Origin of the sequence: Alistipes sp., assembly GCF_048465635.1 — a bacterium.
Lineage (GTDB): Bacteria > Bacteroidota > Bacteroidia > Bacteroidales > Rikenellaceae > Alistipes.
Map to the genome: position 1 here is coordinate 192481 of NZ_DBFWLF010000005.1, position 26185 is coordinate 218665.

General features: G+C 51.4%; 24 protein-coding genes and 1 pseudogene. 10 read left to right on the forward strand and 15 right to left on the reverse strand.

Annotated features, from left to right (window positions below; all coding sequences use genetic code 11):
* Positions 1-95: 95 nt before the first annotated feature.
* The 8 genes from ACMO9O_RS01775 to ACMO9O_RS01810 all read left to right on the forward strand — a co-directional run bounded on the left by ACMO9O_RS01775 (position 96) and on the right by ACMO9O_RS01810 (position 9335).
* Positions 96-878 (forward strand): ParA family protein, encoded by a 783-nt coding sequence (locus ACMO9O_RS01775; RefSeq protein ID WP_418981910.1) that lies wholly within the window; start codon positions 96-98, stop codon positions 876-878.
* Between the two features lie 79 nt (positions 879-957).
* Entirely contained in the window at positions 958-1827 is an 870-nt protein-coding gene (locus ACMO9O_RS01780) for a ParB/RepB/Spo0J family partition protein (RefSeq protein WP_418981911.1), read from the forward strand.
* Positions 1828-1831: 4 nt separating this feature from the next.
* Positions 1832-3001 carry a DUF5683 domain-containing protein gene (locus ACMO9O_RS01785; RefSeq protein WP_418981912.1) on the forward strand — a complete coding sequence of 390 codons (1170 nt, stop codon included), beginning with the start codon at positions 1832-1834 and terminating at the stop codon, positions 2999-3001.
* A 3-nt stretch (positions 3002-3004) separates the two neighbouring features.
* Complete coding sequence (locus tag ACMO9O_RS01790; protein ID WP_418981913.1) at positions 3005-4366, forward strand: transglycosylase SLT domain-containing protein; 1362 nt, start codon at positions 3005-3007, stop codon at positions 4364-4366.
* 4 nt (positions 4367-4370) lie between these two features.
* A complete protein-coding gene (mnmE, locus tag ACMO9O_RS01795; RefSeq protein ID WP_418981914.1) occupies positions 4371-5720 on the forward strand; it encodes a tRNA uridine-5-carboxymethylaminomethyl(34) synthesis GTPase MnmE in 1350 nt (449 codons plus the stop codon).
* 899 nt (positions 5721-6619) lie between these two features.
* Positions 6620-7204: a metallophosphoesterase gene (locus ACMO9O_RS01800; protein ID WP_418981915.1), complete on the forward strand. Its 585-nt coding sequence runs from the start codon at positions 6620-6622 to the stop codon at positions 7202-7204.
* 1 nt (position 7205) lies between these two features.
* Positions 7206-7982 (forward strand): metallophosphoesterase, encoded by a 777-nt coding sequence (locus ACMO9O_RS01805; RefSeq protein WP_418981916.1) that lies wholly within the window; start codon positions 7206-7208, stop codon positions 7980-7982.
* A 3-nt stretch (positions 7983-7985) separates the two neighbouring features.
* Complete coding sequence (locus tag ACMO9O_RS01810; RefSeq protein WP_418981917.1) at positions 7986-9335, forward strand: hypothetical protein; 1350 nt, start codon at positions 7986-7988, stop codon at positions 9333-9335.
* 886 nt (positions 9336-10221) lie between these two features.
* On the opposite strand, the gene ACMO9O_RS01815 is transcribed toward ACMO9O_RS01810, so the two are convergent.
* The 6 genes from ACMO9O_RS01815 to ACMO9O_RS01840 form a co-directional block, all read right to left on the reverse strand.
* Positions 10222-13131 carry a DEAD/DEAH box helicase gene (locus ACMO9O_RS01815; protein ID WP_418981918.1) on the reverse strand — a complete coding sequence of 970 codons (2910 nt, stop codon included), beginning with the start codon at positions 13129-13131 and terminating at the stop codon, positions 10222-10224.
* The gene (locus ACMO9O_RS01820; protein ID WP_418981919.1) at positions 13128-13928 is read right to left on the reverse strand and encodes a hypothetical protein; all 801 of its coding nucleotides are present in this window, start codon (positions 13926-13928) and stop codon (positions 13128-13130) included. The genes ACMO9O_RS01815 and ACMO9O_RS01820 overlap by 4 nt, the downstream gene beginning before the upstream one ends.
* 85 nt (positions 13929-14013) lie before the next feature.
* A complete protein-coding gene (locus ACMO9O_RS01825) occupies positions 14014-14820 on the reverse strand; it encodes a TIGR02391 family protein (protein WP_418981920.1) in 807 nt (268 codons plus the stop codon).
* A 44-nt stretch (positions 14821-14864) separates the two neighbouring features.
* Positions 14865-15674 (reverse strand): hypothetical protein, encoded by an 810-nt coding sequence (locus ACMO9O_RS01830; protein WP_418981921.1) that lies wholly within the window; start codon positions 15672-15674, stop codon positions 14865-14867.
* A 5-nt stretch (positions 15675-15679) separates the two neighbouring features.
* Positions 15680-15928, reverse strand: a complete 249-nt coding sequence (locus ACMO9O_RS01835; protein ID WP_418981922.1) for an AAA family ATPase — start codon at positions 15926-15928, stop codon at positions 15680-15682.
* 155 nt (positions 15929-16083) lie between these two features.
* Complete coding sequence (locus ACMO9O_RS01840; protein WP_418982128.1) at positions 16084-17151, reverse strand: Fic family protein; 1068 nt, start codon at positions 17149-17151, stop codon at positions 16084-16086.
* 690 nt (positions 17152-17841) lie between these two features.
* On the opposite strand from ACMO9O_RS01840, the gene ACMO9O_RS01845 reads away from it, so the two are divergent.
* Entirely contained in the window at positions 17842-18963 is a 1122-nt protein-coding gene (locus ACMO9O_RS01845) for an HNH endonuclease (RefSeq protein ID WP_418981923.1), read from the forward strand.
* A gap of 577 nt (positions 18964-19540) precedes the next feature.
* Here the strand turns inward: ACMO9O_RS01845 and ACMO9O_RS01850 are convergent.
* From ACMO9O_RS01850 to ACMO9O_RS01870, 5 genes and pseudogenes are all read right to left on the reverse strand, one after another.
* Positions 19541-20020, reverse strand: coding sequence for a PaaI family thioesterase (locus ACMO9O_RS01850; RefSeq protein ID WP_418981924.1), 480 nt, complete (start codon positions 20018-20020; stop codon positions 19541-19543).
* A gap of 23 nt (positions 20021-20043) precedes the next feature.
* Complete coding sequence (locus ACMO9O_RS01855) at positions 20044-20769, reverse strand: DUF5131 family protein (protein ID WP_418982129.1); 726 nt, start codon at positions 20767-20769, stop codon at positions 20044-20046.
* A 2-nt stretch (positions 20770-20771) separates the two neighbouring features.
* Positions 20772-21224, reverse strand: coding sequence for a GNAT family N-acetyltransferase (locus ACMO9O_RS01860; RefSeq protein WP_418981925.1), 453 nt, complete (start codon positions 21222-21224; stop codon positions 20772-20774).
* 201 nt (positions 21225-21425) lie between these two features.
* The gene (locus tag ACMO9O_RS01865) at positions 21426-21884 is read right to left on the reverse strand and encodes a YqaA family protein (protein ID WP_418982130.1); all 459 of its coding nucleotides are present in this window, start codon (positions 21882-21884) and stop codon (positions 21426-21428) included.
* Between the two features lie 90 nt (positions 21885-21974).
* Positions 21975-22196, reverse strand: a pseudogene (locus ACMO9O_RS01870) (YjbQ family protein); the annotation flags it as partial.
* 136 nt (positions 22197-22332) lie between these two features.
* On the opposite strand from ACMO9O_RS01870, the gene ACMO9O_RS01875 reads away from it, so the two are divergent.
* Positions 22333-22770, forward strand: coding sequence for a DoxX family protein (locus tag ACMO9O_RS01875; protein WP_418981926.1), 438 nt, complete (start codon positions 22333-22335; stop codon positions 22768-22770).
* A 51-nt stretch (positions 22771-22821) separates the two neighbouring features.
* Here ACMO9O_RS01875 and ACMO9O_RS01880 read toward each other — a convergent pair whose 3' ends face one another.
* From ACMO9O_RS01880 to ACMO9O_RS01895, 4 genes are all read right to left on the reverse strand, one after another.
* Complete coding sequence (locus ACMO9O_RS01880; protein ID WP_418981927.1) at positions 22822-23343, reverse strand: ferritin; 522 nt, start codon at positions 23341-23343, stop codon at positions 22822-22824.
* A gap of 180 nt (positions 23344-23523) precedes the next feature.
* Entirely contained in the window at positions 23524-23973 is a 450-nt protein-coding gene (locus ACMO9O_RS01885) for a PepSY-like domain-containing protein (RefSeq protein WP_418981928.1), read from the reverse strand.
* A gap of 91 nt (positions 23974-24064) precedes the next feature.
* Entirely contained in the window at positions 24065-25339 is a 1275-nt protein-coding gene (locus ACMO9O_RS01890) for a sensor histidine kinase (RefSeq protein ID WP_418981929.1), read from the reverse strand.
* Positions 25336-26013 carry a response regulator transcription factor gene (locus ACMO9O_RS01895; RefSeq protein ID WP_418981930.1) on the reverse strand — a complete coding sequence of 226 codons (678 nt, stop codon included), beginning with the start codon at positions 26011-26013 and terminating at the stop codon, positions 25336-25338. The genes ACMO9O_RS01890 and ACMO9O_RS01895 overlap by 4 nt, the downstream gene beginning before the upstream one ends.
* Positions 26014-26185 lie beyond the last annotated feature (172 nt).

Here is a 26185-nt window from a genome sequence, read left to right on the forward strand (position 1 = left end):
GTTGTTTGCGTCGGTAAAGATAAGCAATTTTCAGCAACGGTTATGGATTTCCATTTAATTTCATTAAATTTGTCCGCTTATAAACGCATCGCAATATGGCAAAGGTTATCGCATTGGCCAATCAGAAAGGCGGCGTGGGAAAGACCACCACGGCCATCAACCTCGCGGCCTCGCTGGCCCTGCTGGGGAAGAAGGTCCTGCTGCTGGACGCCGACCCGCAGGCCAACGCCACGTCGGGGCTGGGCTTCGACATCAATCTGGAGGGGATCTACGAGTGCATCACCGGGACCAAAGAGGCCCGGGAGGTGATCCTGCGCAGCGAGGAGGTGAAAAACCTCTCGGTGCTGCCCTCGTCGATCGATCTGGTGGCCGCCGACACCGAGCTGCCGAAGATGGAGAACGCCCACCACGTGATGAAACGCATCGTCGATTCGGTGCGCGACGACTACGACTATATCTTCATCGACTGCTCCCCGTCGCTGGGCTACACGACGGTCAACATCCTCACGGCCGCCGACACGGTGCTCATCCCCGTGCAGTGCGAATACCTGGCGCTCGAAGGGCTTTCGAAGCTGCTGAACACCATCCGCAAGGTCAAGAGCGGACTGAACCCCGCGCTCGAGATCGAGGGCTTCCTGCTGACGATGTACATGCGCAACCGCCTGAACAACCAGGTGGTCAACGAGGTGCGCGAGCACTTCGGACCGATGGCCTACGACACGATCATCCAGCGCAACATCCGGCTGGGCGAGGCCCCCTCGCACGGCAAACCCGTGATGCTCTACGACGCCTCGGCCGTCGGATCGGAAAACTACCTCAACCTGGCACGGGAATTTCTCAAGCGGAACCGAAAGCGAGCCGCCGCCGCACAACAATAGGCGGTCGGGCTACGTTCGGTAAGCGCCGATCGGCGCTTCCGGAGAGATCGAAAACGGAAAAAACGATAAAAGAGACGATATGAAACCACAGAAGGGATTAGGGCGCGGGCTGGACGCCATCTTCGGCAGCGACGCGGTCGACGCCCGGCTCAAACCGATGAGCCGCATGGCCGAGATCGACATCGCGGAGATCATCCCCAACCCCACGCAGCCGCGCACGCAGTTCGACGAGGAGGCGCTGGACGAGCTGGCCGACTCGATCCGTCAGCTGGGCGTCATCCAGCCCGTGACGGTCAAGAAGGGCGACAACGGAAAGTATATCATCATCAGCGGCGAGAGGCGCTGGCGGGCGGCGCAGCGCGCCGATCTGAAGAGCCTGCCGGCCTACATCCGCGAGGTGGACGACGAGAACCTGCATGCGATGGCCCTCGTGGAGAACATCCAGCGTCAGGACCTCAACGCCATCGAGATCGCGCTGGGCATGCAGCGGCTCATCGACGAGTGCCACCTCACGCAGGACGCCCTGTCGGAGAAGGTGGGCAAGAAACGCTCCTCGGTGTCGAACTACCTGCGTCTGCTGAAGCTGCCCGACGAAGTGCAGCTCGCACTCAAGGAGGGGCTTATCTCGATGGGCCACGCCAAAGCGATCGCGGGCGCGGCGCCCGAGCAGCAGCTGCGCCTGCTGAAGAAGTGCATCAAAAAGGGGTTGTCGGTGCGGCAGATCGAACAGCTGGCCCGCACGCTGGCCGAGCCCGCCGAAGCGGCGCCGACCACCGAGGACGAGGAGTACCCCGAGAGCTATGCCCGGCTGGTCGAACAGCTCGAGCGGTTCTTCTCGCAGGAGATTTCGATCAAGCGCGCCCGCAACGGCGGCGGACGGATCGTCATCGGCTTCGACGACGACCGGGACATCGAACGTTTCATCGAACGCTTCACGACGCGCCCCTGATCGCATGGCTCACCTCCGGTTCCGGTTTCTGATCGTCCTGACGGCGTTGCTGCTCCTCGGACAAGCCACCCACGCGCAGCTGCGCCGCGGCGGACGAAGCGTCGTGCGCGGCGGTCTGATGGAGCGTCCCGACACGCTGCGTGCCAAGCGCGACTCGCTGCGGCTGGCTGCCGTGCTGCTGGAACTCGATTCGTTGGAGCGGGCGCAGTTCGCCGCCGACTCCGCCTATCTGACCGCCCTGCGCACGGACGACATCCGCACGCTGGACTCCGTCATTCAGGTCCGCATCGCCGCCTCGATCAATCCCGCGGACACGGTCAAAAAGCATTTCTTTAAAAAGGGATGGTTCATGAGCGACTCGATGTCGCTGTCGAAGGTCTGCTGGCTCTCGACGGTCATCCCCGGCTACGGACAGATCTACAACAAGCAGTACTGGAAGCTGCCGATCCTCTACGGCGCGTTGGGTACGGGGCTGGCGCTCTTCATCCACGAAAACAAGACCTACAAACCGCTCAAACGCGCCTACGACGCCTACACCGACCAAAGTCTGGTGCGCACGCCCGAGCTGGACGCCTTGCAGACCAAGCTCATCCGCAGCAACACGCGGCGGCAGCTCTACCTGGGCATCACCATCGCCTCGTACATCTATTTCATCGGCGACGCGGCACTGAGCTACAAGACCAATGACGTGTCGAACGTCAAGAAGGCGACCACGCTGGCCTGCATCTTCCCCGGGGCCGGACAGATCTACAACAAGAGTTACTGGAAAGTGCCCTTCGTCATCGGCGGCTTCGCCTCGATGATCTACTGCATCGACTGGAACAACCGCGGCTATCAGCGTTTCAAGAAGGCCTACAACCTGCTGGCCGACTACGAGGCGCACCCCGAGAACTACCCCGACGGCCCGACCGACGAGTTTCACGGACGTTACTCGGCCTCGTTCATCCAGAACCTGCGCAACAACTACCGCCGCAACCGCGACCTCTGCATCATCATCACCGGTGCGCTCTACATCCTGCAGATCGTCGATGCCCACGTGGACGCGCACCTCAAGGATTACGACATTTCGGACGACCTGACCATGAACATCGAACCGCTGGTCGACTATACCTTCGTTCCGGCCCAGGGCGGCAACCGCCCCGTGTTCGGGTTCAACCTCAGCGTCAAATTCTAAGCGATGAAACACCTGACCGCCCTCCTGCTGCTGCTCGCGCTCTGCGTCCCGGCCTTCGCCGCCGGGCGCTCTCCCCGCAAGAAACGCAAACAGACGAAGACCGAACAACCGCAGCCGGCCCCCGCGCCCGCCGTCCCGACCGTCGAGCCGAAACCCGCACCGCAGACGCAAACGGCTCCCGCCCGTCCGGAACTGCCGGACGACGTATCGCTGGGTTTTACCCCCGCGCAGACCGATTCGCTGCTGGCAGTCTGGCGCGAACGGCAGCGGATGGACGCCTACACCGAATTTTTCAACAACTACATCCTCGTCGACAGCCTCATCCCCGACACTACGCCCGATTCGGTCTACGTGGGACGCCTGCGGGCGCTCGCATCGCCGATCCAGCTCCCCTACAACCCGCTGGTCAAGAGCTATATCAACCGTTATACCGACTCCCGCTACGGCACGATCGGCCGCGTGCTGGGCATGTCGCAGTACTACTTCCCGCTCATCGAGGAGGAGCTGCTGCGCGCCGACCTGCCCGTGGAACTGCGGGCGCTTCCGATCATCGAGTCGGCCCTGTCGGCCACGGCCACCTCGCCGATGGGAGCCGTCGGGTTGTGGCAGTTCATGCCCTCGACGGGCAAGAGCTACGGGCTGGAGGTCAACTCGCTGGTCGACGAACGGCGCGACCCGATCCGTTCGACGCAGGCCGCCTGCCGCTACCTGAGAGACCTCTACGCCATCTACAACGACTGGACGCTGGCCATCGCCGCCTATAACTGCGGCCCGGGCAACGTCAATAAGGCCATCGCCCGCTCCGGCGGTAAGACCTTCTGGGAGATCTACGACTACCTGCCCCGCGAGACGCGCGGCTATGTTCCGGCGTTCATCGGCGCTTCGTACGCCTACGCCTACCATCGTCAGCACGGCATCGAAGCCGCCGAAGCCCCCATCCCGCTCTCGGTCGACACCATCCGCGTCAACCGCCTGCTCCACTTCGGGCAGATCGCCTCGACGATCGACCTGCCGCTGGAGACCCTGCGCCAGCTCAACCCGCAGTACAAGATCGACATCATCCCGGCCACGACCAAACCCTACACGCTCGTATTGCCCCAACGCAGCGTCACCGAGTACATCGCCCATGAACAGGAGATTTTCGCCAAGGATTCGGCCTACCTGAAGGAGTACCTCGACCCGGCGAACCTCGACAAGAAGCGTCAGGAGCGGACCGGATCGGTCTACGTGGTCAAAAAGGGCGATACGCTCGGAGCCATCGCCCGGCGCTACCGGGTGACCACCGCGCAGCTCATGCGCTGGAACAAAATCCGCAACCCGCGCGCCCTGCGCATCGGACAGCGGCTCCGCATCGAAGGGCGCTGACGCCATGATCCGCCATCCCGATACCATCGCCGCCCCCGCAACCGCCGCCGGAGGAGCCATCGCCGTCATCCGCGTGAGCGGATCGGATGCGCTCGCCGTCTGCGACCGCATCTTCCGCGGGCGCGCTCCGCTGACCGAGGCCGACGGCTATACCGTCCACTTCGGACGTATCGCCGACGGCGAACGCTTCGTCGACGAGGTGCTCGCCACCGTCTTCCGCGCACCCCGCTCCTATACGGGCGAGGATTCGGTGGAGATCTCCTGCCACGGCTCCGCATTCATCATCTTCGAAATCCTGCGGCTGCTGACCGCCTCCGGAGCACGCATGGCCGAGCCGGGCGAGTTCACGATCCGCGCCTATCTGGCCGGCAAGCTCGACCTGGCACAGGCCGAAGCGGTCGCCGATCTGATCGCCTCCTCCTCGCGGGCGGCGCATGCGCTGGCCGCGAACCAGCTGCGCGGCGGCTTCTCCCGGGCACTCGACACGCTGCGCGAGCGGCTGCTCCACCTCGTGTCGCTGCTTGAACTGGAGCTGGATTTTTCGGAAGAGGAGGTGGAGTTCGCCGGCCGGGAACAGCTGCGGGAGACGATGGAGGAGATCGGCCGGGAAATCGGCTCCCTGCGCGAGTCGTTCGCGCTCGGGAACGCCATCCGGGAGGGGGTTCCCGTAGCGATCGTCGGTACGCCGAACGTCGGCAAATCGACCCTGCTGAACCGCCTGCTGGGCGAAGAGCGCGCAATGGTCTCGGAGATCGCCGGAACCACGCGCGACGTGATCGAAGAGCGGATCAACATCGACGGAGTGCTCTTCCGTTTCCTGGACACCGCCGGCATCCGCTCCACCGACGACCGGCTCGAACGCATGGGTATTCAGCGCACGATGGAGAGCATCTCCCGCGCACGGATCGTCCTCCGCATGCTCGATGCGGCGGCGATCGACGGAAACGAGGCACCCGGGTTCTCCCTGCGGGCGGATCAGACGCTGCTCACCGTCATCAACAAGATCGATACCCGGCCCGGTCTGACGCTGCCCGCCGGGGCACTCGGCATATCGGCCCGCAGTGGCGAGGGAATCGACGAGTTACGGAAGGCACTGCGCGCGGCGGTCGATGTCGAAGCGCTCTACCACGGGGACGCCGTGGTGTCGAGCAGCCGCCACCGCGAAGCGCTGGACGAAGCCCACGAAGCGCTTTGCAGCGCCCTCGAGAGCCTGCGCGACGGTCGGCCGACCGACCTGCTGAGCGAGGAGATCCGCCGCGTCACCCGCCACCTGGGCACGATCACCGCCCGCGGCGAAATCGCCTCCGAGGAGGTGCTCGGGAATATCTTCTCGAAGTTCTGCATCGGCAAATAATCGAATACAACTAAATTGATTATCAATATGTTACACAACACACAATAGAAAGTAAAAAAAGAAACAATCCAACTTCGATAATATTGACAATCAACACATTAAATGCAAAGGAATAATAAAGTATTGTATCAATTTTTCCTGATTTTGTCCCCCCTTTGTTCCCTGAACGGATACAAGGGACAAAATTCTGTCCCTCGTGCAATTTAACGGTGGTAAACAGACAAATTTTATCAGTATCACTAAAACTTATCCAAGTTATAGATAATATTCGAATAAAACCGAATCGTTTTTTAGCTAAAATAGATTCTGATAATCAAGTGATTGGTATATTTGAATATAACAGCAGAAATCATCACCAATGAGATTTCATATAATACATTTGATAAATATTCCCAACCATTATTGCGAAGTATTCGAATCATGGCATATTGAACATTCTCTTAAGTCTCACAGTGATTTTTATAGGATGATTTGAAGAATTCACTGAAAAATATTTGGAGTATTGCGAAATTATTCTGTACATTCGCACCTCTTTTGAAAATTTACGATGCAGCAAAATAGAATGAACATATTATCCCAAACGACAATTCGAGGCAACAAATGCTTCGAAGTTCAGTCGTATGTTCTTCATGTTTGGAGCATTGAAACGCCAGAAAATATCATAAATACTTTCCAACGAACAGATATAGGAGATAAGATGCGATAGATGCTCGTATCTTGATCTTAGAATAAACAACAGAAGAGTTGGAGAGTCCTTACCGAACTTTCCAACTATTTTGTTTTATGCCCATTGGTGACTGTTTGCTCCGGGCAATTCCTCTCCCGTCATTTCCGTCCGATGAGCACAAGAACAACCAATTTTAATTAACCGCACAGCAATGTGCACAAAAGAGAGCAAAATGAATTACAAGTTTGACGGAAGCAAGGTGTATTTTACCTCGGACACGCACTTTTATCATTCGAATATCATTGGCTTTTGCAAGAGGCCATTCAAGAATGTAGAAGATATGAATGAAACACTGATCGAAAATTGGAACCGGGTAGTTGGTCAAGATGATATCGTGTTTCATTTGGGGGATTTTTGCCTGGGAGGCTCCCATGAATGGACCAAGATTCTTAACAAACTGAATGGAAAAATCTATCTCATTCTCGGTAATCATGATCTAAAAAATATCAGGCAAGGGTACACCAGTAGGTTTGAATTGACAAGCATGCAAATGCACATAGAGGTCGACAAGCAGAAAATCTACCTGAACCACTGTCCGTTCCTCTGTTATGGAGGTGCTTACGGGAACACATGGCAACTGTTCGGGCACGTGCATACGAGCAAGAATAATACGGGAAAAGACGCTTCACGGCTGGATATGCTCTTTCCAACGCAATATGATGTGGGAGTGGATAATAATGACTTTACTCCGGTCTCATTTGAGCTGGTAAAGAGGATAATCCAAAAACAGGTTGAACAAGCAAATAAAAATAAGTAATATGAGAATACAATATATGAGCGATCTGCATTTTGAGTTCAGGGAGAACAGCAGGTACATAAAACAAAACAGATTTCCGATAACGGGCGATATACTCGTATTAGCCGGAGACATTTTCTATCTGAAAGACAGAGTGGCTCCTTTGGGGAATTTCTGGAAATGGGCATCGGAGAACTACCGACAAGTACTCATTATCCCCGGCAATCACGAGTATTACAATTATTGTGATGTGATGGAACTGGGGTTACAATGGCGATGGATGTTCAAAGAGAATGTCGGTTATTATCAAAATCAAGTATTGAGAATAGACGACACCGATTTCATAATGAGCACATTTTGGTCGCATATCGAACCGGCAGACGAATATTTCGTTTGGAAAGGACTTAACGATTTCCGTCAGACCATGTATAATGGGAAACTGCTCCAAACGGAAGCGTATAATCAGATGCATGGCTTCTGTTTAGGTCATATCAAAAAAAGTCTTGCCGAAAGTACGGCAAAACACATAGTGGTCGTGACTCACCACCTGCCTACTTTGCAGGTTGTTGCTCCTCAGCATAAAAGCTCCGTATTGAACAGTGCATTTGCTACTGAATATGAAGAACTGATAGCCGACAGTAGGATCGATGCATGGATTTACGGTCATTCGCATACCAATATTGACACGGAAATTGGGAATACAAAAGTGATTTGTAACCAGATGGGATATGTATTTGAAAACGAGCATATAATCAACGGATTTGATCCGGGTAAATTTTTAACGATTGAAAACGAATGAGATATGGAACGACATAAGATAGAACCGCTTAAGAAGACAATCTTTACCAAGCAATTTTTCATAGACTTGGCAAAAGAATGCGGTTTGAATGCTGCGATATTCGAACAGCTCGGAAGCGGGCGCGATACAGAAATCGTGGTTGATAACGATACATTGGAGATATTAGTTAAACTTCAGGAGCATTGTGCTCAACTGGAAGAGATGGGTGACGATGAATACAGAGGATTTTATATCGAGTTGCCCCGCCCTACTCCAGAAGAATGGGGAGATTGCGAAACGTCGATTGCAGACGGAGAATATAAGAGCAAGGAAGAATACCTCCGGGATTGGGAATTGTCAAATCCCAGAGAAACGGTATGGTATCATGTCAGCTCCGCCAGATACAAAGAAAAGCGTACCATACAATTCACGGACAGGAAACACTCGTATTTTAATATTGCGAATTATTCCCGATATGGAGACAGAATAGGTGATTGTTTCTATCCAGAATGGCAAAGGGATTTCTTTGTAAAGTTGGCCTTATATCTTCAGAAGCTAATCGATGCCATCATACAAGATCCGGAGGGGTTCAATGATTATGTGGCGAATCATCTTCCTTACCAGCAGCGAAACGGAAGAATTGCGAGAAAGGAGTTCAACAGAATCGAACCGAGATTTAAAATTGAAGTCGAAGACGAGAAGACAGCAATAAAAGCACTGGAGGATTCCGTCTGCAAGAATTTCGGGCGGCCGTTAGATACAATGACGATACGTTCGTATTGCAAATACTATCGGATCGCTCATGAAGCCTATGACCGGTATTTTGAAAGGTTTGATACTACACGAAAGAAGCGTACCATTCCGAATGGGATGCCATTGGAATTACAAGATGTCGCATATTACAACATGGTTAAATTCTGCGATTTGCAGGATAAATACGATCTCGACAGTGCGACGGATTTCAACAAATTCGCCTCGGACCATTATGGGGAACTGGGATTGTCGCGGTTGAATATACTCGCATCGGATTTTGACAGCCCCGGATGGAGAATCATTGTTTCCAACAGCTACTCGGCGTATGTGGATGTTGCGATAGAAGTTGCCACTGCGCTTTACAAGGCTGGCGCTCCTTTGGAAATACACGACGCTGGCAAACTTTTGCGAATACTCAAGGAGGAGGATCATGTGAAATTGATTCCGTACACATTTCACGATTACATGGGCCATCATGAAGAAGGAACCGTTTATCAACTTCCATGGGAGTACGAATGCATAGATAGCGAAGAGAATGTTTTATCATTGAAACAATACCATGAAATTATCTCTCTGGCAGAATGGGATGAAATAGAAAAAGTAACAATCAGCAAAAAATAGAATAAATAATTATTTTATAATTTTGACGTTAGAACTGCAAAATATCGGCACTATTTTGAATTAGTGCCGATATTTTGCTTTCTTTGTCCGCAGAAACAGCTATGATATGAATAATGAAACAGTGAGATTCCAAACGGCATAAAAAGAAAATAGCCAAACAAAGAGCAGCCCGAAACGCAAAACAGATGTTATCTTTGCCTATGCCTGCCCCTACGGTCAGGAATTCATTTCCTGACGACCGCGTCAAAACAGGAACGTAATCCGATTACACAACAACCGGTTCAAGGTATTCCGAAGTCGATCGATATCGTTTCGGTCGCTGAAGCGGCTAAACACTTTCATGTATGTCGGCAAACGATCTACAATATGGAGGCCGCCGGAACCATCATCATTCTACACCTGACATCGCGCCTGTCGTTCACTGCTGGAGCGACATACTCGCTTTATTCGACTATTTCGGCGCCCATGACAAGTCGGCATTGCCAATATCCGGATGACGAACTGCGAGGAATTTGACAAAGCAAAAACTTGCCGATGCAACGTGGTGGACCAGCGAGCAAGCCTGCCGACATTACCAAATAACGCGCCATTATCTATATATGGTCATATCCCGTTTCAAAATACCTAGAAAGTCGGTACGACGACACTCTACTCTTTCCCACACCTCGCTATTCGGCTTTCTACGAGTATGCCGTACATGTAGGCGCTCTTGATATCTGGATCTACGAGGGGCGCTGGAACTATATCAAGAAACCCCATTGTCGAAGCATTCACGAACCGACTGACCTTAATGCTACAGTAAACCATATCGATAAGATCTGGACAGATTTTGGCTGGAGATCATAATGATTCCAGTTTGGCATATGTTAACTGTTTATAATGATCTTTAATTCAAATAATCATGCAGATGTTCCATGCAAAGTTCTGGCAATGACGCATCCGTTGCGTAAACAAAGATTTTTGCTCTAAAATGCTTCATGGAGCGTTGAAGAACATTCGCATCATTAAAATCCAAATGCTTTTGCAATTCCGTATCGAATAGGACGTTCACTACTATTCGATCCGTAAGTCCACTTCTTATCAGTAAAAGTTTTTGCCATGTGTTGACACCATATTTTATCATGTCGATCCATATTTCTAATGCAGTCGCTTCCATTCCGAGAGTCTGAATATATCGCACTAAAGATGAAGCATGCATATGGAAAAAGTTTTGCAAAAACATCACAAGATCCACAGCGTTATCCACTTGGCAATTAAGGCCTTCGGCTATCTCATAATATTGCTTGCCATTTATCCATGATGTCAATAACAGTTTTATCTCTTGAGCGTCAAGTTCCCTTTCACTCGCTTCGTTATTTTTTGCTATTCGTCCGTTCTCAAAACTCGGCAACTGCATGATTACGGATATCGCAAATGTGCTCCAAGCTTCCGATAATGGTGCTGTCAAATCAATGTCGGCAAGTGCTTCCGGAGTAATCAACTCGGTTGCTTTCACAACATCGTCTATCGTCATTCCCGTATTATGGAAGGCCGAGAAGTTATTCTTATTCAGCTTTTCGGCTAAGACTTTATGGCGAATCCTAAAAATACGCTTTAAGTTCTCGCGTATCTCTGAGTTCCCGACATGATAAGCCAATGACTCTTTGACAATATTCTCAACATCGATATCGTCAAACGAATCTATTTTGACACTACGGGTAATCATGGTGTCGATTGCCAATGCAAGTCCGGAATCTTCCAAAATGCGATTGATTCCATTGTCGTCAAGACGGGTTCTGAAATTATAAAATACACGGACAACATCGTAAAGGGTACCCATGATATCGTGCAGTCCGACATTTTGCAATGCGGACTTGATGTTGTTGAACGGTATATCTGCTTTACTGTTCGGATAGATTACCAAACCGAAACGTTGTTTGCCTGCCCGGCCGGCTCTGCCGACGATGTTTTTAATTTCTGTAATGTCCAAAGTTTCGTTCCTTCGGGCGGAGAAGTTATATCGGGTCAGACAATACAAGACGAGCGTTTGCACCGGTAAATTGACCCCTTCTGCTAATGTGTTCGTACAGATCAACAAGGGGATGATCCGGTCGGCATAATCCTGTTCCAGAACTTCCCTTATATCTTGCGGCAGACTCCCATGATGGTAGGCATATCCCTTCTCTATAAAACCAGGCAACGGATGGTCATGACCGAATTGGTAAGCGATATAGGATGCGGTTATGTGCAATCGTTGAGAATCGGCAGATCTGCTTGCTGGGGAAGGCAGATTCCCTTGATGCAAAATGCCTTCTATCTCTTGACCGATAGCCATACAGCCCATTTTCCCTGCTTTCCGTGCAGTGAACAGCATGACCGGTCCCGCCGATACGGCTTTTAAGGCCAATGCACTCGCTTTAGCCTTTTGCGAAGAACCTATACCCTCGGATTCATCGTTGGACAAAAAATTCTTGATAACATACTTGTCTGTATCGTAATTCTCATCCTTTACAGCCAAATCGAATCCTCGGCTAATATTCGCCAATTTGATCGGACAGGGCCGATAGTCACTGTCTCCGACGTCACTTTTCCTGCCTCCTAACCAAGTATTCACATCTTCGATATTAGGGATGATTGCAGAAAGAAACAGATATCTTATGCCTTCGATTCTTTTCAACCTTGTAAGTAGCAGTTCGTAGCTGATTCCTCGATTGAGGCTATCCAATAGTTGTCCCTCATCGCAAATCACCAATGAAAATCGGGTAAGTTGTTCCTCCAACGAATCTTCCATGACCATAAACGATTCTGGCGTTGAAATAAGCAACTTGGCTTCTTCCAGAATATCTTGGTCGATGGTAAATGTACTGCCCCCATAAATTGCCCTCGATGTGAAACCCAAATGACGGCCTACTTTCTTGAATCGTAGTTTAAGTTCCCGGCTCAAGGAGCGTAAAGGTGCAAGATACAAAATCTTTGCATGAGGATTCGTTCTCAATTCCTGATAGATTAACAGCTCCGTTATATATGATTTGCCTGCGCTGGTCGGCATTTTCAGACTGAATGCCGTTTCGAATTTCAGCAACCCTTTTCTGATGGCATTCTCTTGTGAAGGCAGAAAAGAAAAGATGTGCTGAGTGAGCGAATACCTGATATAGTCAGTCCAGTCCGTATCGGGGTCGGCTTCCGTAAGTATGTTTCGTAGATTGTGTTTTGCGAATTTCCTTATTACATGCACAAGTAGTGCTGTATCAAAGAAATCGTCGAGATTATCGAATATGAATGTTTCGTATTTTCGTTCAATAAACGTTGAAAGATCCTGCAAGTTATTATTCCCGGAAAGCATGAACGAACGCAACAGCCTTGCGGCATGCTCGGTCTTTTTATTTTTAATTTCTCTTAAGTTGCAGGCACCTCCGGAAACGATGTAATATATCAACTGGGCGGGTTCTGTTCCGTAATCATTGATGTCGCGTCCACGTAAGACACAGGAAGCGATCGCCTCGTATCCTATTAGAAAATAGACCGTAGCGACATACAGATGATTCGATACTTTATCTATACCCTCGAAATTTCTTTCCGACACCTGTTCGGAATATACAAGCATGGCCTTTGCGACTTTTACCAGTTCTTCCGTCCTGGTTTTGTACTCAGCGTTTTCTGTTTCCCGAAGTATATTGTACATGCGGTTTAACAAGGTAATATAAAAGTCTCCTTGTCGGGTTGTAAATTCATACTCTTGATCAGTATTGACTCGATACAGCTTTTGCAACTCGAAAGCTTCCGCGTCAACCATCCATTTGCTCAATATATCGCTCATCCTTTTATCGGTGTAATATCGTAAAGTCTCTCATACGTTTGTTTTAGCTGTTTCAGCGGCACGGCAAATAATGCCATCTGATCTGTTTGTGCTTGATTCAGAGAGGCTGCTGTTATATTCTTGATATGATATGGCATGGAATCCCTTTCCACTACGATAGCGGCACTGATATGGCGGTCGAAATGGACTGTCGTACCGTCATCAAAACGTTTTACCAGTTTGGCCATTTTTGCATTGCGGTCTTTTGCATATTTTGTCGTCAGATAGGCTATCATCTTTCCTATCCGGGATTCTTTGTCTTTGTGTGCACCTTCTATGGCATCATTCATTCGGCTTTTATCCGATCCGGAATTGATTGGTGTCGCACCCGCTTTTACTTCTATTGAATAAACATAATCCGTAGACTGTGGAGTAGTACTATCTGTACATTTCAATAACATAATGTCCGTAAGGTGGCAAGGTGCATCGCGGTGTTCCTTCCATTGCCACTTGATAGGCGTTATATTGGCATCGGGACATATGAACGTGCGGGCAAGAAAAAACATCAAAATTTCACCGAATTCTCCCGATTTCAAATGAGGAAGAATCGGTAGTTTATTTTCAATGGCATCCTTTCGAATGTTAATACCGTTATTTATTTCATAATCCAAATCATCATCGGAAATGTATGATTGGCGGAACGGTATAATATAGTCCTCAATGAAATCCTCAGACTTGGCATCATCAAAATCGAATATGACAATTCCTTGGCTCCGATAAGTCGCGGAATCTTTTCGAAAATACCTGTTTAACTCCATGATATTGTGCTCTAAATTTGCGACTTTTGTACATATCCGTAGACCAAACCTTTTGACTTGAGTTGATTGGCGAGTTTAGATAACATTACGCCGTTCTTATCTGTTGAGCCTTATCCAGCCTACGATGGCAATAAGATATGATACCCAATATTTCCAATGCGTCCTGTTCGCCGATGTTCCACTCGACCTTCGGCTCGTGTGCTTCCGGATTCCGGAACATCCCGCACAATCCTTTAAGCATATTGCAAAAGCCTGTATGCTCATCCCGTTCCGATTGGGAGGAAAAATTATTGATAATCAGAATCGGATTCGAACTGAAGACCTGCTCGATAAGTTTGTTCCCGTCCGCAGCTACACCGGACAGTTCTTTGATCCGATGAAAAAGACCTTTATTCGCCTCGAAAACGGCATGAAAGTAATTGTTTGCCAACAACTCCTCATTGCAATAGTGGAAAAGGGCGCTATGGGCATTTTGTTGTGCTAGTTTATTTTTCAGTCCTTCGACTCTGAGTTGCACTTCTGTAATCGTAGATGCCTTTTCAGTTTTGGCTACTCCGCCGGCTTCGGTAATCATCAAGCCTTCAAATGCAAGCACTCGGTTCACTGCAGCTCTCCTCGTTTCGAATTCCGCTTTATTTTCGACGTACCGTGAAGGGGCCAATACTTCTTTGACAAAGTTGATGATGTTGTTTGCACAACGATATTTATTTTGGAATGTAGCAAAAGCATTGAAAAGCCGATGTCTTTTCGTGATCGCAGGGTCTACATCATCTATTTTCGCTACCAGCAAAAAGTGGTGTATTTCAGAACCTGTCAACCCGTCGCTTGTGTCGCCCAGAACATTCGCTAATGCTTCAAGGTCGGATTGTGTGAAAGGGGGTATCGTGGCCATGTTTATTTGTGATTTAACAAGTTGTAGTAATATTATTGAAAACGTTATAGGCTGGAATGCATCATCGAAATCGCATATAACGGACAGGTGTGTACATGACGAACGGCTGCCGCCTCGTTGTCAATATAATCAAAAGTGCCGGAATTCTCCAAAGAGCACCGAACAGCTTCCGAGAGCTGTTCTTCACGCATGAACAGCCATAGGCTCTTCATGCCTCCTTGCGTCCCGACTTTGACTTCCACAGGCAAAACGTTTTGTAAATGGCTGGTCAAATAGTCGATTTCAGCCTGCAAATTGCGGGCTTGACGCACCCAATAGAACAGGTCATGTCGTATATTCGGACTTTGATAGCGTAGCATTTCAAGACCGGCGATCTGTTCGGCCATCGGTCTTTTGTTTACCAGATCGGCAGCACCCGCCTTGAACAGATACCATGATAAGGAAGACCTATTTATGCCAATTTTTTTGTGTAGATGGGTAAACAAGTCATCTATACTGAAATTATGATAGGTATCAGCATAATCTATAATAGTATTGTTGCCTTGTGCATCTTTCTGAGTTTTGAGAAGTTCGTGTGAACCAAGAACTTGAGCCAGCCTTGACTTATAGCCGTGAGTCATGTCTGTAAGAGCATCACTCAGCGGTTTAAAGTATACCACTTTCAGAAGTTCTCTTGCTTCAGAGTCCATTCGATCAGCCTGTCCATCAATTCCAGCAGAGAAAGTCAGCATTATTACGTTATCTTTCCGCTTTACATACAGCCATACTTTCAGCAAATATTTTGTCTTATCATCGTTCCACGATAACCATTCCCAAAACAAACCGGAATCTTGCTCATTTAATCCGTCAATCACACATTCTATTTTGAACTCTCTTTTCTGTTTCCATCAGAATCTTGATAGAAATCTTTATCTTCAAATTGAATAAATTCTCCACTTTGAGTTCTCAGTACATAACGTATGGCATCTACTATGGCTGTTTTCCCGGAATCATTTTCACCAATCAACACATTTACGCCTTTCTGAAAATGAATTTCTAGTCCCGGTTTGTTATCTGCACCAGCGCAATATTTCCTGAAATTCCAGAGTCTAAGAATGGAAAGATACATTGTAATCTATTTTTTGTTTATTCTACAGATAAGTAGACATCAGCATCAAAGTCTACAGCCGAATCATGCAAGTAACGTAACCGATAGCCTTTTGAAACTTGGGCAAGAGAAATCCGCCTCAAAAAGTTATAAATTCAAGTCTATTTAATTTGGAATTATTGCGACACAAACACTCTCCAGCTACCATCCCTCTCTCCACGTTCCACATATTTCTTGGAAATCAGTTGATCCAGCAGCTTCTGAATAGCCGTCATACTGATACCCGTTTCATCTTTCATGTCTGCAAGCGTCAGCGTGGGCTGAGTTCGCATAGCGTTCAGAATTTTTGTATAATTGGGTGTTCGGAATGCAATCCGCTCTCCATCATACCACCACACATTCTCATTCCTCTCGCTCACGAACAGCACATCATTATACACTTCCGTAGCCACCAAGTCATTGAAATATTTCAAAAAAGGACGGATATCCTTAATCCCTGCATGGGCTCCATCACTGGGGACAGGACCTACTTCGAGATCCGTCTGATGCAAAGCTTCCAAATATTCACTTTTTCTGCGGCTCCGGACTACAATCATCGGATAATCATGACGAGTCAGAATGTAGTTCACCATCAGCCGGGCAATGCGACCGTTACCGTCCTCGAAAGGGTGAATGCGGATATAACGGTAGTGAAACAGTGCGGCCAACTCTACTGGAGATAGTTTTCCTTCTTGTTCTGCTGCATTATACCAGTCCACCAGATCGCCCATCAGTCCAGGAGTCTCCTCGGGTGAGGCATATTCGAATCTGTCTCCATATCGGGTGATAACACTGTTAGGCCGAGTCTTATACTGGCCGGCATGAATCACATAACTCGTCTGCATACCACCAGGCAAATCTCGATAAACAGTATAATCTTCTCGTAATATGGTTTTATGCAATGTCCGGATAAAATTCTGCGTCAATGGCATTCCCTTCACCATAGCCTCTTCCGTCATCATTCGCAGGCCTACGTTGCTCGCAGTCATTTCTTGTACGTCACGCACGTCTGCCTCCCCAATCACCTTGCCGAAAAGTAGCAATATTTCCGTCTGGCCATAAGTCAACGTATTACCCTCAATATGATTACTGTTGTAATTGAAATCCACAGTAAAACGGCGACTGAGCCTTTCCCTATCCTTCTCCGACAACGGCTGCAAATTCTGCCATGCAGTCAACGCTTTCTTTATATTAAGATACTTCATATTCATATTTATCAACAAACAATACAAAGATACAAAAAACACCTAAAAGGTTGTAATGATATAACCTTTTTCTAAATCAATCTGTCTAACATCAATAACTACTTATAAAAACAAAATGACAAAAGCTGCTGGCCAAAAGAAAAAGAGACGAGCGTTCTTGCTACCGATGTCCACCATTTCGACATTGTGAAGAAAGTTTAGTTTAGAACTTGAATAGATATACAACAAACCAGACTAAACTCCTATGATTGACCTTTTGCGCAGATTACATTTATTTTTCATATCTTTGGAAGACATAACCTCCAATATGGGGTAAAAGCGATTTTATATTTGCTCTTTTTTTCTTTTGGCCAGCAAAATTCCGTCCCCAGTTCGTCCCCCAACATATTTTCAATAACTACAACAAACTGAATATCAACAACATACCACAATACAACATTTTCTGCATCGGGAAATAGCCCGTATAAATCATTGTTTATCAAATACTTATGTATTTCTGACCGAAGTCAATCGATGGAATAAACAATTACATATCAGCTAATTAGCGTCAAACAACAATAATATATAATCTCATTTTTGTTGCTATTTTGTTGCTCGAAAATATTTTAGCAACAAGAGCAACAAATTTAATATAAAACGAATACACACAATCTGTACAATCAGTATTTATATACAATCTATTTTAAAATTATGAAATGCTATATATGTGATGCAGCAATAACGCGCGAAAATTACTCTTACGAACATATAATTATAAATGCCGCTGGTGGTCGTTTAAAATCGAGAGACCTAATATGTAAACAATGTAATTCTGACTTTGGAGAAAAAATAGACAATATTCTCGCTAATCAGCTAAATTTCTTTGCTAATCAACTTATGATTAAGCGTGAAAGAGGTGACGCACAGCCTATCGTTGGAAAAAAAGAATCCACAAATGAAGAAATTCGTTTTTTACCCGATGGGACTATAATCCCTCATAGACCAAAATACGAAGAGACGGCAGAAAATAATCATGTCAATATTTCTATGATGGTACGAGATAATGCTGAACTCAAAAAAATGGCAGCTAGTCTTGCAAGAAAACATCCCCAATTGAAAGAAGAAGATATTATTAATGCCGCAGTACATAGAGAAAGTTACATTGATGGTTATACAACTTTCAATTTAAATGTAGGCGGGCCTGAGGTATTTCGTGCCGTATGCAAATGTGCAGTTAACTACTTTAAGTATAAAAAAGGAGATACTAAATATATTAAACCATTAATCAGCTACATTAAAGGGACAGAAGACAAAGATATCGTTTGGATGCACTATAAAGACAACCTCTATGATTTAAACGATGATGAATGTTTCCATATGTTACACTTACGGGGCAATCCCACGGAAAGAGTCTTGTATTGCTATGTTGACTACTTTAATACATACAAGTACATCATTTTATTGAATGACTCGTATGATGGAGATGAAATAGGCTCTACGTATTGTTTTGATGTTTTGAACTCAAAGGTAATTGAGAAAGAGTTTTCGGCTGATTACAACAGGGCTACTCTTCTAGATTTTTTTATAAACAAGGATGTTCAGCCATTTGAGAGAGTACAACAATGTTTCAATCACACCATGGCTATTTCACAGAGAAGACAACGAGAAAATCATATCGGTAAAATAATAGAGGAAGGTTTAAATAACGCTTGGGGCAAGAGTAAATATCCTAATGGCACAATAATAACTAAAGAAATGGTAGATGAGGCTGTTGATGAGATAATGAAAAAGATGGAACCTTTTATTTTACATCAACTGAAGAATAAGAACTAAATCATTTTTTAACACACTAACAGCAACTATATTTTGTTGCTAATTTGTTGCTCAAGAGAGCGTTTTTCTCGAAGTAACAATTTATCATACAGCAATATAGCTATCAAATTTTCAAATCTTGCATCGGAAAGTAACCCAACCCGCCGAACAGTCCCCTATTTTTTCGGATAAAGTTTTGAACTTTACCCGGGATAACGTTTCTTTGCAGTCATCATGCAAGGCTATTTATTCGACATATCCGCATTAATTCTACAAGGTGCACCTACACCCAGCGAAAGAGAATTGGCTAAAGCGTTGACGGAATGTATGAATCACAGGTGTTATCCAATCGACAACGTTACGATCGACGATGCCGTGGGGAACGTCACGCTCCGACAAAAAGCACAAGTCGAGAACAACGTGTATTTAAGCCGGCAGCAAAAAAAGGTAAAAAAGCTAAGCATCGATCGGGAGATGGAACTGTTAAAAGAGAAATGCAAACTTTATTTCGAGAATAAAGGCTGTCTGCGAATCAGACTTTTTTAACCGATCCACCAAACCCGGAAGAAAATTTCCGGATCATCCAAACCATCCCGAACTACCCTTCAGCCTCCTCCACCGAACACTCACAGAAGTGAAACTCCGTGCGGCTCTTCTCCTTCGGAAAGAGGAAGTAGACGCAGACGGCCTCGGTGCAGAGTTCGCCGCGGCCGTCGAACAGGCGCACGCCGATCCGGACGATGTTGCGGCGCTGCTCCTCGACGCGGGCACGCAGCACGATATGATCGTCGGAGGTGTGGACAGGTTTCAGGTAGCGCACCTCCATGCGGGAGGTGACGCCGCTGGTCTGGAACTTGCGGAAGACCACCCAGCTGCTGATCTCGTCGCAGAGCGTTGCCTGAATCCCGCCGTGGAGCGTATCGACCCACCCCTGATACTCCGGCCGCGGCTGCCAGCGGCTCACGATCTCTTCGCCGTCTTCGTAAAATTCCATGCGCAGCCCCTGCGGACTGTTCGGGTCGCAGCCGTAACAACGATAGCCCTCGACACCGCGCCACGGATTGACGATCTTTTTCATAGCACTTATCCTTTTTTAACCGATTATCGTTTCATCTTATAGTCGATTCCCGCCTTGCGGGCCTGCGCATGCTGCCAGGCCCGGCCGATGCGGTAGAGACGTCCGTCCTTCACCAGCCGCGCCCCGGTCTGGTGGTAGCAGAACGGAATGTCGGCCTCGACGCACTGACGGCGCAGCGCGAGCACCCAGTCGAAATCGCACGGCCGCGCCTCGCTGCCCGATTCCCCGCCGGCCGACACCTCCTCGATGTCGGGCCGCAGGTAGGGCGACAGGTCGATCGGCCCCAGCAGCGGCGCGCAGACGATCAATTTGTGGCGCAGGGGTACTTCCAACAGCAGCGGCAGGCGATAGTCGGCCATCTGCTGGTTCTCGACCGTACAGCCGACGGTGACGTTCTCCCAGCCCGCGCCCCAGTCCGGCGGCAGCACCTCCTTCAGCCGGTCGATCCGCTTGGTGATGAAGAAAAAGCGCAGATCGTGCCGGATCCGGATCATCTCCCACGCCTCCCGCCGCCAGGCGTCGGCCTCGGCGACCAGAAAATCGGAAGTGAAACACAGGTAGACCCGCTCGCCGCCCGGAATCTTGAAGCGCCCGTCGCGGCTGCGACGAACCGGCAGGTCGAAAGCCGCCGTCCGCACGACCGCGCTGCTGTCCTTTCCGTGCTGCGCGTCCTGCCGATAGACGTAGCAGTGGCGGCATCCTTCGCTCACTTTCCGGCATCCGTGCCAGGGGTTCCACGAGATGGACATGACTATCGCAGCTCCATACTCAGCCGCACCATATCGCGGCATTCGACCCCGTTTTCAACGATCGGCGACGGATAGTAGCGGCGGAAATAGTCGCGGTCGACCCCGCAGCGGACGAATCCGCACCGCTCGTAGAGGGCGATCTGCCCCGTTCCCGCGTCGCCCGTCCCAATCTCCAGCCGCCGGAAGCCTGCCCCGCGCGCCGTGGCCACGGCATGACGGATCAGCGCCGTGCCGATTCCCCTCCGCTGCCAGGCGGGCGCGACGGCCAGGTTGACGATCTCGGCCGTGAAGGGGCGCGTATGCAGCAGCACATACTCCCCGAGCACTACGCTGCCCTGCCGCGCAACGTAACATGTGCCGCGCCCGACGTAATCGGCGACCGATTCCTCCGACTCGTCGGCCAGAAGCAGCAGGTCGCGCGGCGGGTCCGGCGTGGATATGATCTCGTATTCCATAGTTTAGCAAGGGATGATACTTGAATGTATCGAAATATCCTCTTCGTTCATAGGGAGCCGACCGCTGTAACTCGCGGCCTCTGGCCGCGTTCCCAAGTTCGCCCCTCCCCTAAATCCCCTCCCCGGAGGGGACTTCGGTCGGGACTCTCCGCCCCCAATCGAGGAGTGCGACCGTAAGTGCATCAAAGCAGGTAATCGCATTCAAAAAAGGGATGCGGCGCCCTCGAAGGTCGCCAGAATGAGGACGTATCGCAGCGCCTTGCCCGCGAACATCGAGCCGGCGGTGATCCAGACGTTGCTGCGCATCAACCCGAGCAGCACCGCGATCGCCTCGCCGATGGTGGGCAGGAAGCCGAAGAAACCCATCAGCGCCCCGCGCCCGGCGAGAAACTTGCGGGCGCGGGCCAGCTGGCGCGGGCCGACGCCCAGGCGGGCGATCCACTCCGTCTTTCCCAGCGTGCCGATCCAGTAGCAGGTCATGCCGCCCAGCGTGTTGCCCACCGATGCGGCCAGCAAGCACCACACGGGGTCCAGCCCCATGCGTACCAGCACGATCAGCACCGCCTCGGAGCTGAACGGAAGGATGCTTCCGGCGACCAGCGCCGAAAGGAAGAGGCCCCAGTAGCCCCAGTCGATCAGAAATTGCGTAACGGCTTCCATCTGCGGTGCGGGCCGGGCGGCCCGATGTACAAAGATAGTATTTTTGACGGCCGGACGCGCCTCCGCGGTGCGAAAATGTCCGGACAAGTACGCCTCGCGCTCGCGGACAAGGCGGTCGAAGATGGCCCCGAGGTCACGCCGCACGTCGGGATCGGCATTCTCGTTGATGGTCAGGGCTGCCGACGTATGGCGGATGAAGAGGTTCACCACGCCCGCTTCGGGCAGCGGCGGCAGGTTGGCGACGATCTCGTCGGTAACCAGATGGAAGCCTCTCGGGCGGGGCCGGAGGGTGAATTGCGTTTGTCGAATCATAGGCCGTTCGTTTAGCGTTTAGCGTTTCCGTTCCATGCAAAGTTAGCGCAGAACTTCCCTTTTTCGTCGGCCAGATGCAACGGGATCGATCGATTCGGTATCCGATTTGTTACGCTCCCCGTTAAATCGCTTTCGGATGTCCCTGCTGCGCCTGCTTTTCCCCGTCAAACGCTATACCGCCTCCCAGTCGTGGCTGCTCTTAGCGGCCCGGATCGTATTCGGACTGCTGTTCATGGCCCACGGTGCGGCCAAGTGGTCGAACTTCGATGCGCTGGCCGCCTCGTTCCCCGATCCGCTCGGCCTGGGCAGCCGCGCAACGCTCGTGGCGGCCATCCTTGCCGAAGCGATCTGTCCGGCGCTGGTCATCGCGGGCGCCCTCTACCGGCTGGCCCTGCTGCCGATGATCTTCACGATGGCGACGGCCGCCTTCATCGTCCACCGCGGCGACCCGTTCGCCGCCAAGGAGCTTGCCGTGGTCTACCTGGTCGTATTCATCCTCATGCTGTTCGCCGGACCGGGACGCTACGCCTTCGACCGGATCGTGGCGCTGCGGCTGGTCACGCGGCAGCGGTAACAAAAAGTCCGGTCCCCGTCGGGGACCGGACCGATAGCTGACCCGGCGCGCTTATTCCTTGGCTGCCAGCGGCGCTGCCTGCTGGTAGACGCGGGCGGCAAGCTCCTTATCGAGCATGTAAAGCCCGAACTTATTGCCCTCGACGGCCTCGCAGGCGGTGATCATGTCGCGGGCCGACTCCTCCTCCTCGACCTGCTCGTCGATGAACCAGACGAGCATGTTGGCCGAAGCGTAATCCTTGTCCTCGGCGGCGATGGCGGCCAGATTGTTGATCATGGCGGTCACCTCCTTCTCGTGGGTGAGCGTGTCCTGGAACATCTCCAGCGCCGAGTCCCACTGGGTGCGTACGGCGTCGATGGGAGCCAGCTCCACCACGGCGTCGCGCGAGAGGATGTAGTTCATCAGGATGCGGGCATGGTCCTGCTCCTCCTGGAACTGGACGTAGAACCAGTTGGCGATCCCTTTCAGCCCCTTGGCCTCGGCGTCCATCGACATCGAAAGATAGAGATAGGCCGACCAGAGTTCGGCGTTGATCTGTGCGTTGAGCGCATCGTGCAGTTTCTTGCTTAACATAGTCGTATTGTTTTAAGTTTGTGTTTTCGTTCGTTTGCTGATACAAATATACAATAGTTTTTCTTGATTTGTATCATTCGAACGATCGTATTTTATTATACCCGTATAGCTTGCGGCTATAAAAGCTCCGCCCGCATCTATCGGATGCGGGCGGGAGCGTGTCGTAGCGGGATGAGCGGATCAGTCGTCGATCTTCACCACTTCGAAGCGTTTGTTGAAATCCAGCTCCAGGCCGTTGGCCAGTTTCACCTCGTAGCCGTGGCGGTCGCGCTCGATCTTGCGGATCGCCTGACCGGCATGGTGCTTGGCCACGTAGTCGCGGATCTGCTGCGGAACGATGGCGACGGGAAGCTCGGCATGCTTGGCGGAGACCTCTTTCCACTCGCCGTTCTTCGAAAACTCGACCTTGCGGCCGTCGGTGAAGACCACCTTGTAGTCCTTGCTCATCAGTTCGCTGTCGACCGTGGCATAGGAGACTTTGACCCCGGGGAAGTGGGTTTGGATGAACTGCTGCGCGGCGGCGGGAAGCTCCTTCACCTCGATCGGACGGTCGTCGGATGCAAGTGCGGAGGCGGGCATGGCGGCGGCCAAAAGGAAGAGGCCTGCGAGAATTGCTGTGAACTTTTTCATGATCGTTTTTGTTTTAGGTTCGACATTGATTTGTTTCTTAGTGCAAAGTTGACACCCAAATCTGAAACGAACCTGAAATCGGAGGGTTTTTTCAATTTTTTCCGGAAAATTCCACCGTAAAGCAGTGCAGCCCCCTTTCGAAAGCGTATCCGATCCGCAGCCCGCAGAGCCGGCAGACCGCTTCGGCGATGGCCAGCCCCAGCCCGGTCGACCCTTCGCGGCGCTCTTCGCCGCGGTAGAAGCGCTCGAAGACGCGCTCCCCGTCGAGCGGCCCCGCCGATGCGGTGTTGCATACCTTCAGCGAGGTGTCGGTCATTGCCACGACCACCTCCCCGCCGGGCACGTTGTGCACGAAGGCGTTTTTCAACAGGTTCACGACCAGGCTCTCCGCCAGCGTAGGGTTCATCCGCACGCGGAAAGAACCCTCTTCGCGCATACAGAACCGGATACCGCGTCCGCCGTAGATCTCGGCCAGCTCTTCGGCCCGCCCGCGGAGCAGCGGCGAAAAGTCGACCTCCTCCGCCTCGGGAAACTGTCCGTTCTCGATCTTCGAAAGCAGCAGCAGCGAGCGGTTGAGCCGCACCAGGTAGTCCAGCGAACGCTGCACGCGGGCGATTTCCAGAAGCTGCTCCTCGCCGAGCGAGGCGTCGTCGGCGAGCATTTCGAGCCGGTTGCGGCAGACGGCCAGCGGGGTCTGCATCTCGTGCGAGGCGTTGCCGATAAACTGCTTCTGCCGCTCGAAGAGCGACTCGGCGCGCGCGGCGTAGCGCATGGCCGCCTCGTTGAGCCGCCGAAATTCGGTGACGGTCGTCGCGGCGGCCAGCGGCGGGTTCTCCCCGCCCACGCGGTAGGCGTCGAGCCAGCGCAACAGCGCGTACAGGGGGCGCATCATCCGATAGAGCAGCATCACGCTGACCGCGAGCACCGTAATGAGCAGCGCCCCGTAGAGGCAGAGCACCCAGCCGAGGATCGCTTCGCGCAAATCCTCCCGTCCGAGGGTCGGGGTCATGACCGTCAGCTCGTACCAGCTACCCGCCGCATCGCGGAATACGGTCCGCAGCACGCGCGCATGCTCGCGCTCATCGTGGCCGGGGATGTAGGTCTTCTCGTCGGAGTAGCGGACGTGCGGCAGCGCCGCGGCCTGCTTGTCGGTAAGCCCGCGCAGCATCCAGCCGCTCCCCTGCACGGCATCGAGCCGTCCGGCCAGCGAACGCTCGATCAGCAGTTCGGCGTGGCTGTCCAGCGAGTCGTCCATCTCGTCTTTCAGCTCGCTGTCGATGGTCCAGTAGAAAAACAGCGACCACACCGCCAGCACCGCCAACAGCAGCCAGGCCAGATGCAGCGCGATGCGCAGAATGAGTTTCATGGTACGAGGAGTTTGTAGCCGAAGCCGTAGACGGCGCGGATCTCGATGTCGGCCCCCGCCTCGGCGAGCTTGCGGCGTAGGTTCTTCATCTGCGCATAGACGAAATCGAAGTTGTCGGCCTGATCCGCATGGTCGCCCCAGACGGCCTCGGCCAGCACCGCCTTGTCGACCGTATGTCCCGGGCGGCTGAGGAAGTAGTGGAGGATGTCGTACTCCTTGCGCAGCAGCTCCACCGGGCGGCCGCCGATCTCCACGCGCCGCTCGTCGGCGAACAGGCGCACGTTGCCCGCATCGAGCGTGGGGCCTCCGTCGCGCTGGTGGCGTCGCACGACGCTGCGGATGCGGGCGCTCAGTTCGGCCAGGTGGAACGGCTTGGGCAGGTAGTCGTCCGCGCCCAGTTCCAGCCCCTCGATCCGGTCGTCGAGCGAGTCGCGCGCCGAGATGACGATCACCCCTGCGCGACGCCGCTCCTTACGCAGCGCTTCGAGCAGGCGCAGTCCGCTGCCGCCGGGCAGCATCACGTCCAGCAGGATGCAGTCGTAGTCGTAGGCGGCGATCTTCTCCGCGGCGGCGGCGTAGTCGGCGGCCTGCTCCACGACGTATTGCTCGCGGGTAAGCGTCCGGGCGATCACTTCCCGCAGCGAGGGTTCGTCTTCGACAAGCAGAATTTTCATCGTATACTGTTTTCTTGCGCCGGTCACGGTCCCGTCTGTCGATCCGACCGCAGGCACTCAGATAAGCGTGATTGATCGCGGCTAAATGAACGCCCGATTCCGAAGAGAAACCGAAAAACCGGGGCGCGTCGGTCGAAGTTACGAAATTTCCGGCGAACCGACAAAAAAGAGG

What these genes read in the sequence shown, in the direction of transcription:
- ACMO9O_RS01775 (WP_418981910.1), top strand. Translation starts at nt 96, where the DNA reads ATGGCAAAGGTTATCGCATTGGCCAATCAGAAAGGCGGCGTGGGAAAG.
- ACMO9O_RS01780 (WP_418981911.1), top strand. Translation starts at nt 958, where the DNA reads ATGAAACCACAGAAGGGATTAGGGCGCGGGCTGGACGCCATCTTCGGC.
- ACMO9O_RS01785 (WP_418981912.1), top strand. Translation starts at nt 1,832, where the DNA reads ATGGCTCACCTCCGGTTCCGGTTTCTGATCGTCCTGACGGCGTTGCTG.
- ACMO9O_RS01790 (WP_418981913.1), top strand. Translation starts at nt 3,005, where the DNA reads ATGAAACACCTGACCGCCCTCCTGCTGCTGCTCGCGCTCTGCGTCCCG.
- mnmE (WP_418981914.1), top strand. Translation starts at nt 4,371, where the DNA reads ATGATCCGCCATCCCGATACCATCGCCGCCCCCGCAACCGCCGCCGGA.
- ACMO9O_RS01800 (WP_418981915.1), top strand. Translation starts at nt 6,620, where the DNA reads ATGAATTACAAGTTTGACGGAAGCAAGGTGTATTTTACCTCGGACACG.
- ACMO9O_RS01805 (WP_418981916.1), top strand. Translation starts at nt 7,206, where the DNA reads ATGAGAATACAATATATGAGCGATCTGCATTTTGAGTTCAGGGAGAAC.
- ACMO9O_RS01810 (WP_418981917.1), top strand. Translation starts at nt 7,986, where the DNA reads ATGGAACGACATAAGATAGAACCGCTTAAGAAGACAATCTTTACCAAG.
- ACMO9O_RS01815 (WP_418981918.1), bottom strand. Translation starts at nt 13,131, where the DNA reads ATGAGCGATATATTGAGCAAATGGATGGTTGACGCGGAAGCTTTCGAG.
- ACMO9O_RS01820 (WP_418981919.1), bottom strand. Translation starts at nt 13,928, where the DNA reads ATGGAGTTAAACAGGTATTTTCGAAAAGATTCCGCGACTTATCGGAGC.
- ACMO9O_RS01825 (WP_418981920.1), bottom strand. Translation starts at nt 14,820, where the DNA reads ATGGCCACGATACCCCCTTTCACACAATCCGACCTTGAAGCATTAGCG.
- ACMO9O_RS01835 (WP_418981922.1), bottom strand. Translation starts at nt 15,928, where the DNA reads ATGTATCTTTCCATTCTTAGACTCTGGAATTTCAGGAAATATTGCGCT.
- ACMO9O_RS01840 (WP_418982128.1), bottom strand. Translation starts at nt 17,151, where the DNA reads ATGAAGTATCTTAATATAAAGAAAGCGTTGACTGCATGGCAGAATTTG.
- ACMO9O_RS01845 (WP_418981923.1), top strand. Translation starts at nt 17,842, where the DNA reads ATGAAATGCTATATATGTGATGCAGCAATAACGCGCGAAAATTACTCT.
- ACMO9O_RS01850 (WP_418981924.1), bottom strand. Translation starts at nt 20,020, where the DNA reads ATGAAAAAGATCGTCAATCCGTGGCGCGGTGTCGAGGGCTATCGTTGT.
- ACMO9O_RS01855 (WP_418982129.1), bottom strand. Translation starts at nt 20,769, where the DNA reads ATGTCCATCTCGTGGAACCCCTGGCACGGATGCCGGAAAGTGAGCGAA.
- ACMO9O_RS01860 (WP_418981925.1), bottom strand. Translation starts at nt 21,224, where the DNA reads ATGGAATACGAGATCATATCCACGCCGGACCCGCCGCGCGACCTGCTG.
- ACMO9O_RS01865 (WP_418982130.1), bottom strand. Translation starts at nt 21,884, where the DNA reads ATGGAAGCCGTTACGCAATTTCTGATCGACTGGGGCTACTGGGGCCTC.
- ACMO9O_RS01875 (WP_418981926.1), top strand. Translation starts at nt 22,333, where the DNA reads ATGTCCCTGCTGCGCCTGCTTTTCCCCGTCAAACGCTATACCGCCTCC.
- ACMO9O_RS01880 (WP_418981927.1), bottom strand. Translation starts at nt 23,343, where the DNA reads ATGTTAAGCAAGAAACTGCACGATGCGCTCAACGCACAGATCAACGCC.
- ACMO9O_RS01885 (WP_418981928.1), bottom strand. Translation starts at nt 23,973, where the DNA reads ATGAAAAAGTTCACAGCAATTCTCGCAGGCCTCTTCCTTTTGGCCGCC.
- ACMO9O_RS01890 (WP_418981929.1), bottom strand. Translation starts at nt 25,339, where the DNA reads ATGAAACTCATTCTGCGCATCGCGCTGCATCTGGCCTGGCTGCTGTTG.
- ACMO9O_RS01895 (WP_418981930.1), bottom strand. Translation starts at nt 26,013, where the DNA reads ATGAAAATTCTGCTTGTCGAAGACGAACCCTCGCTGCGGGAAGTGATC.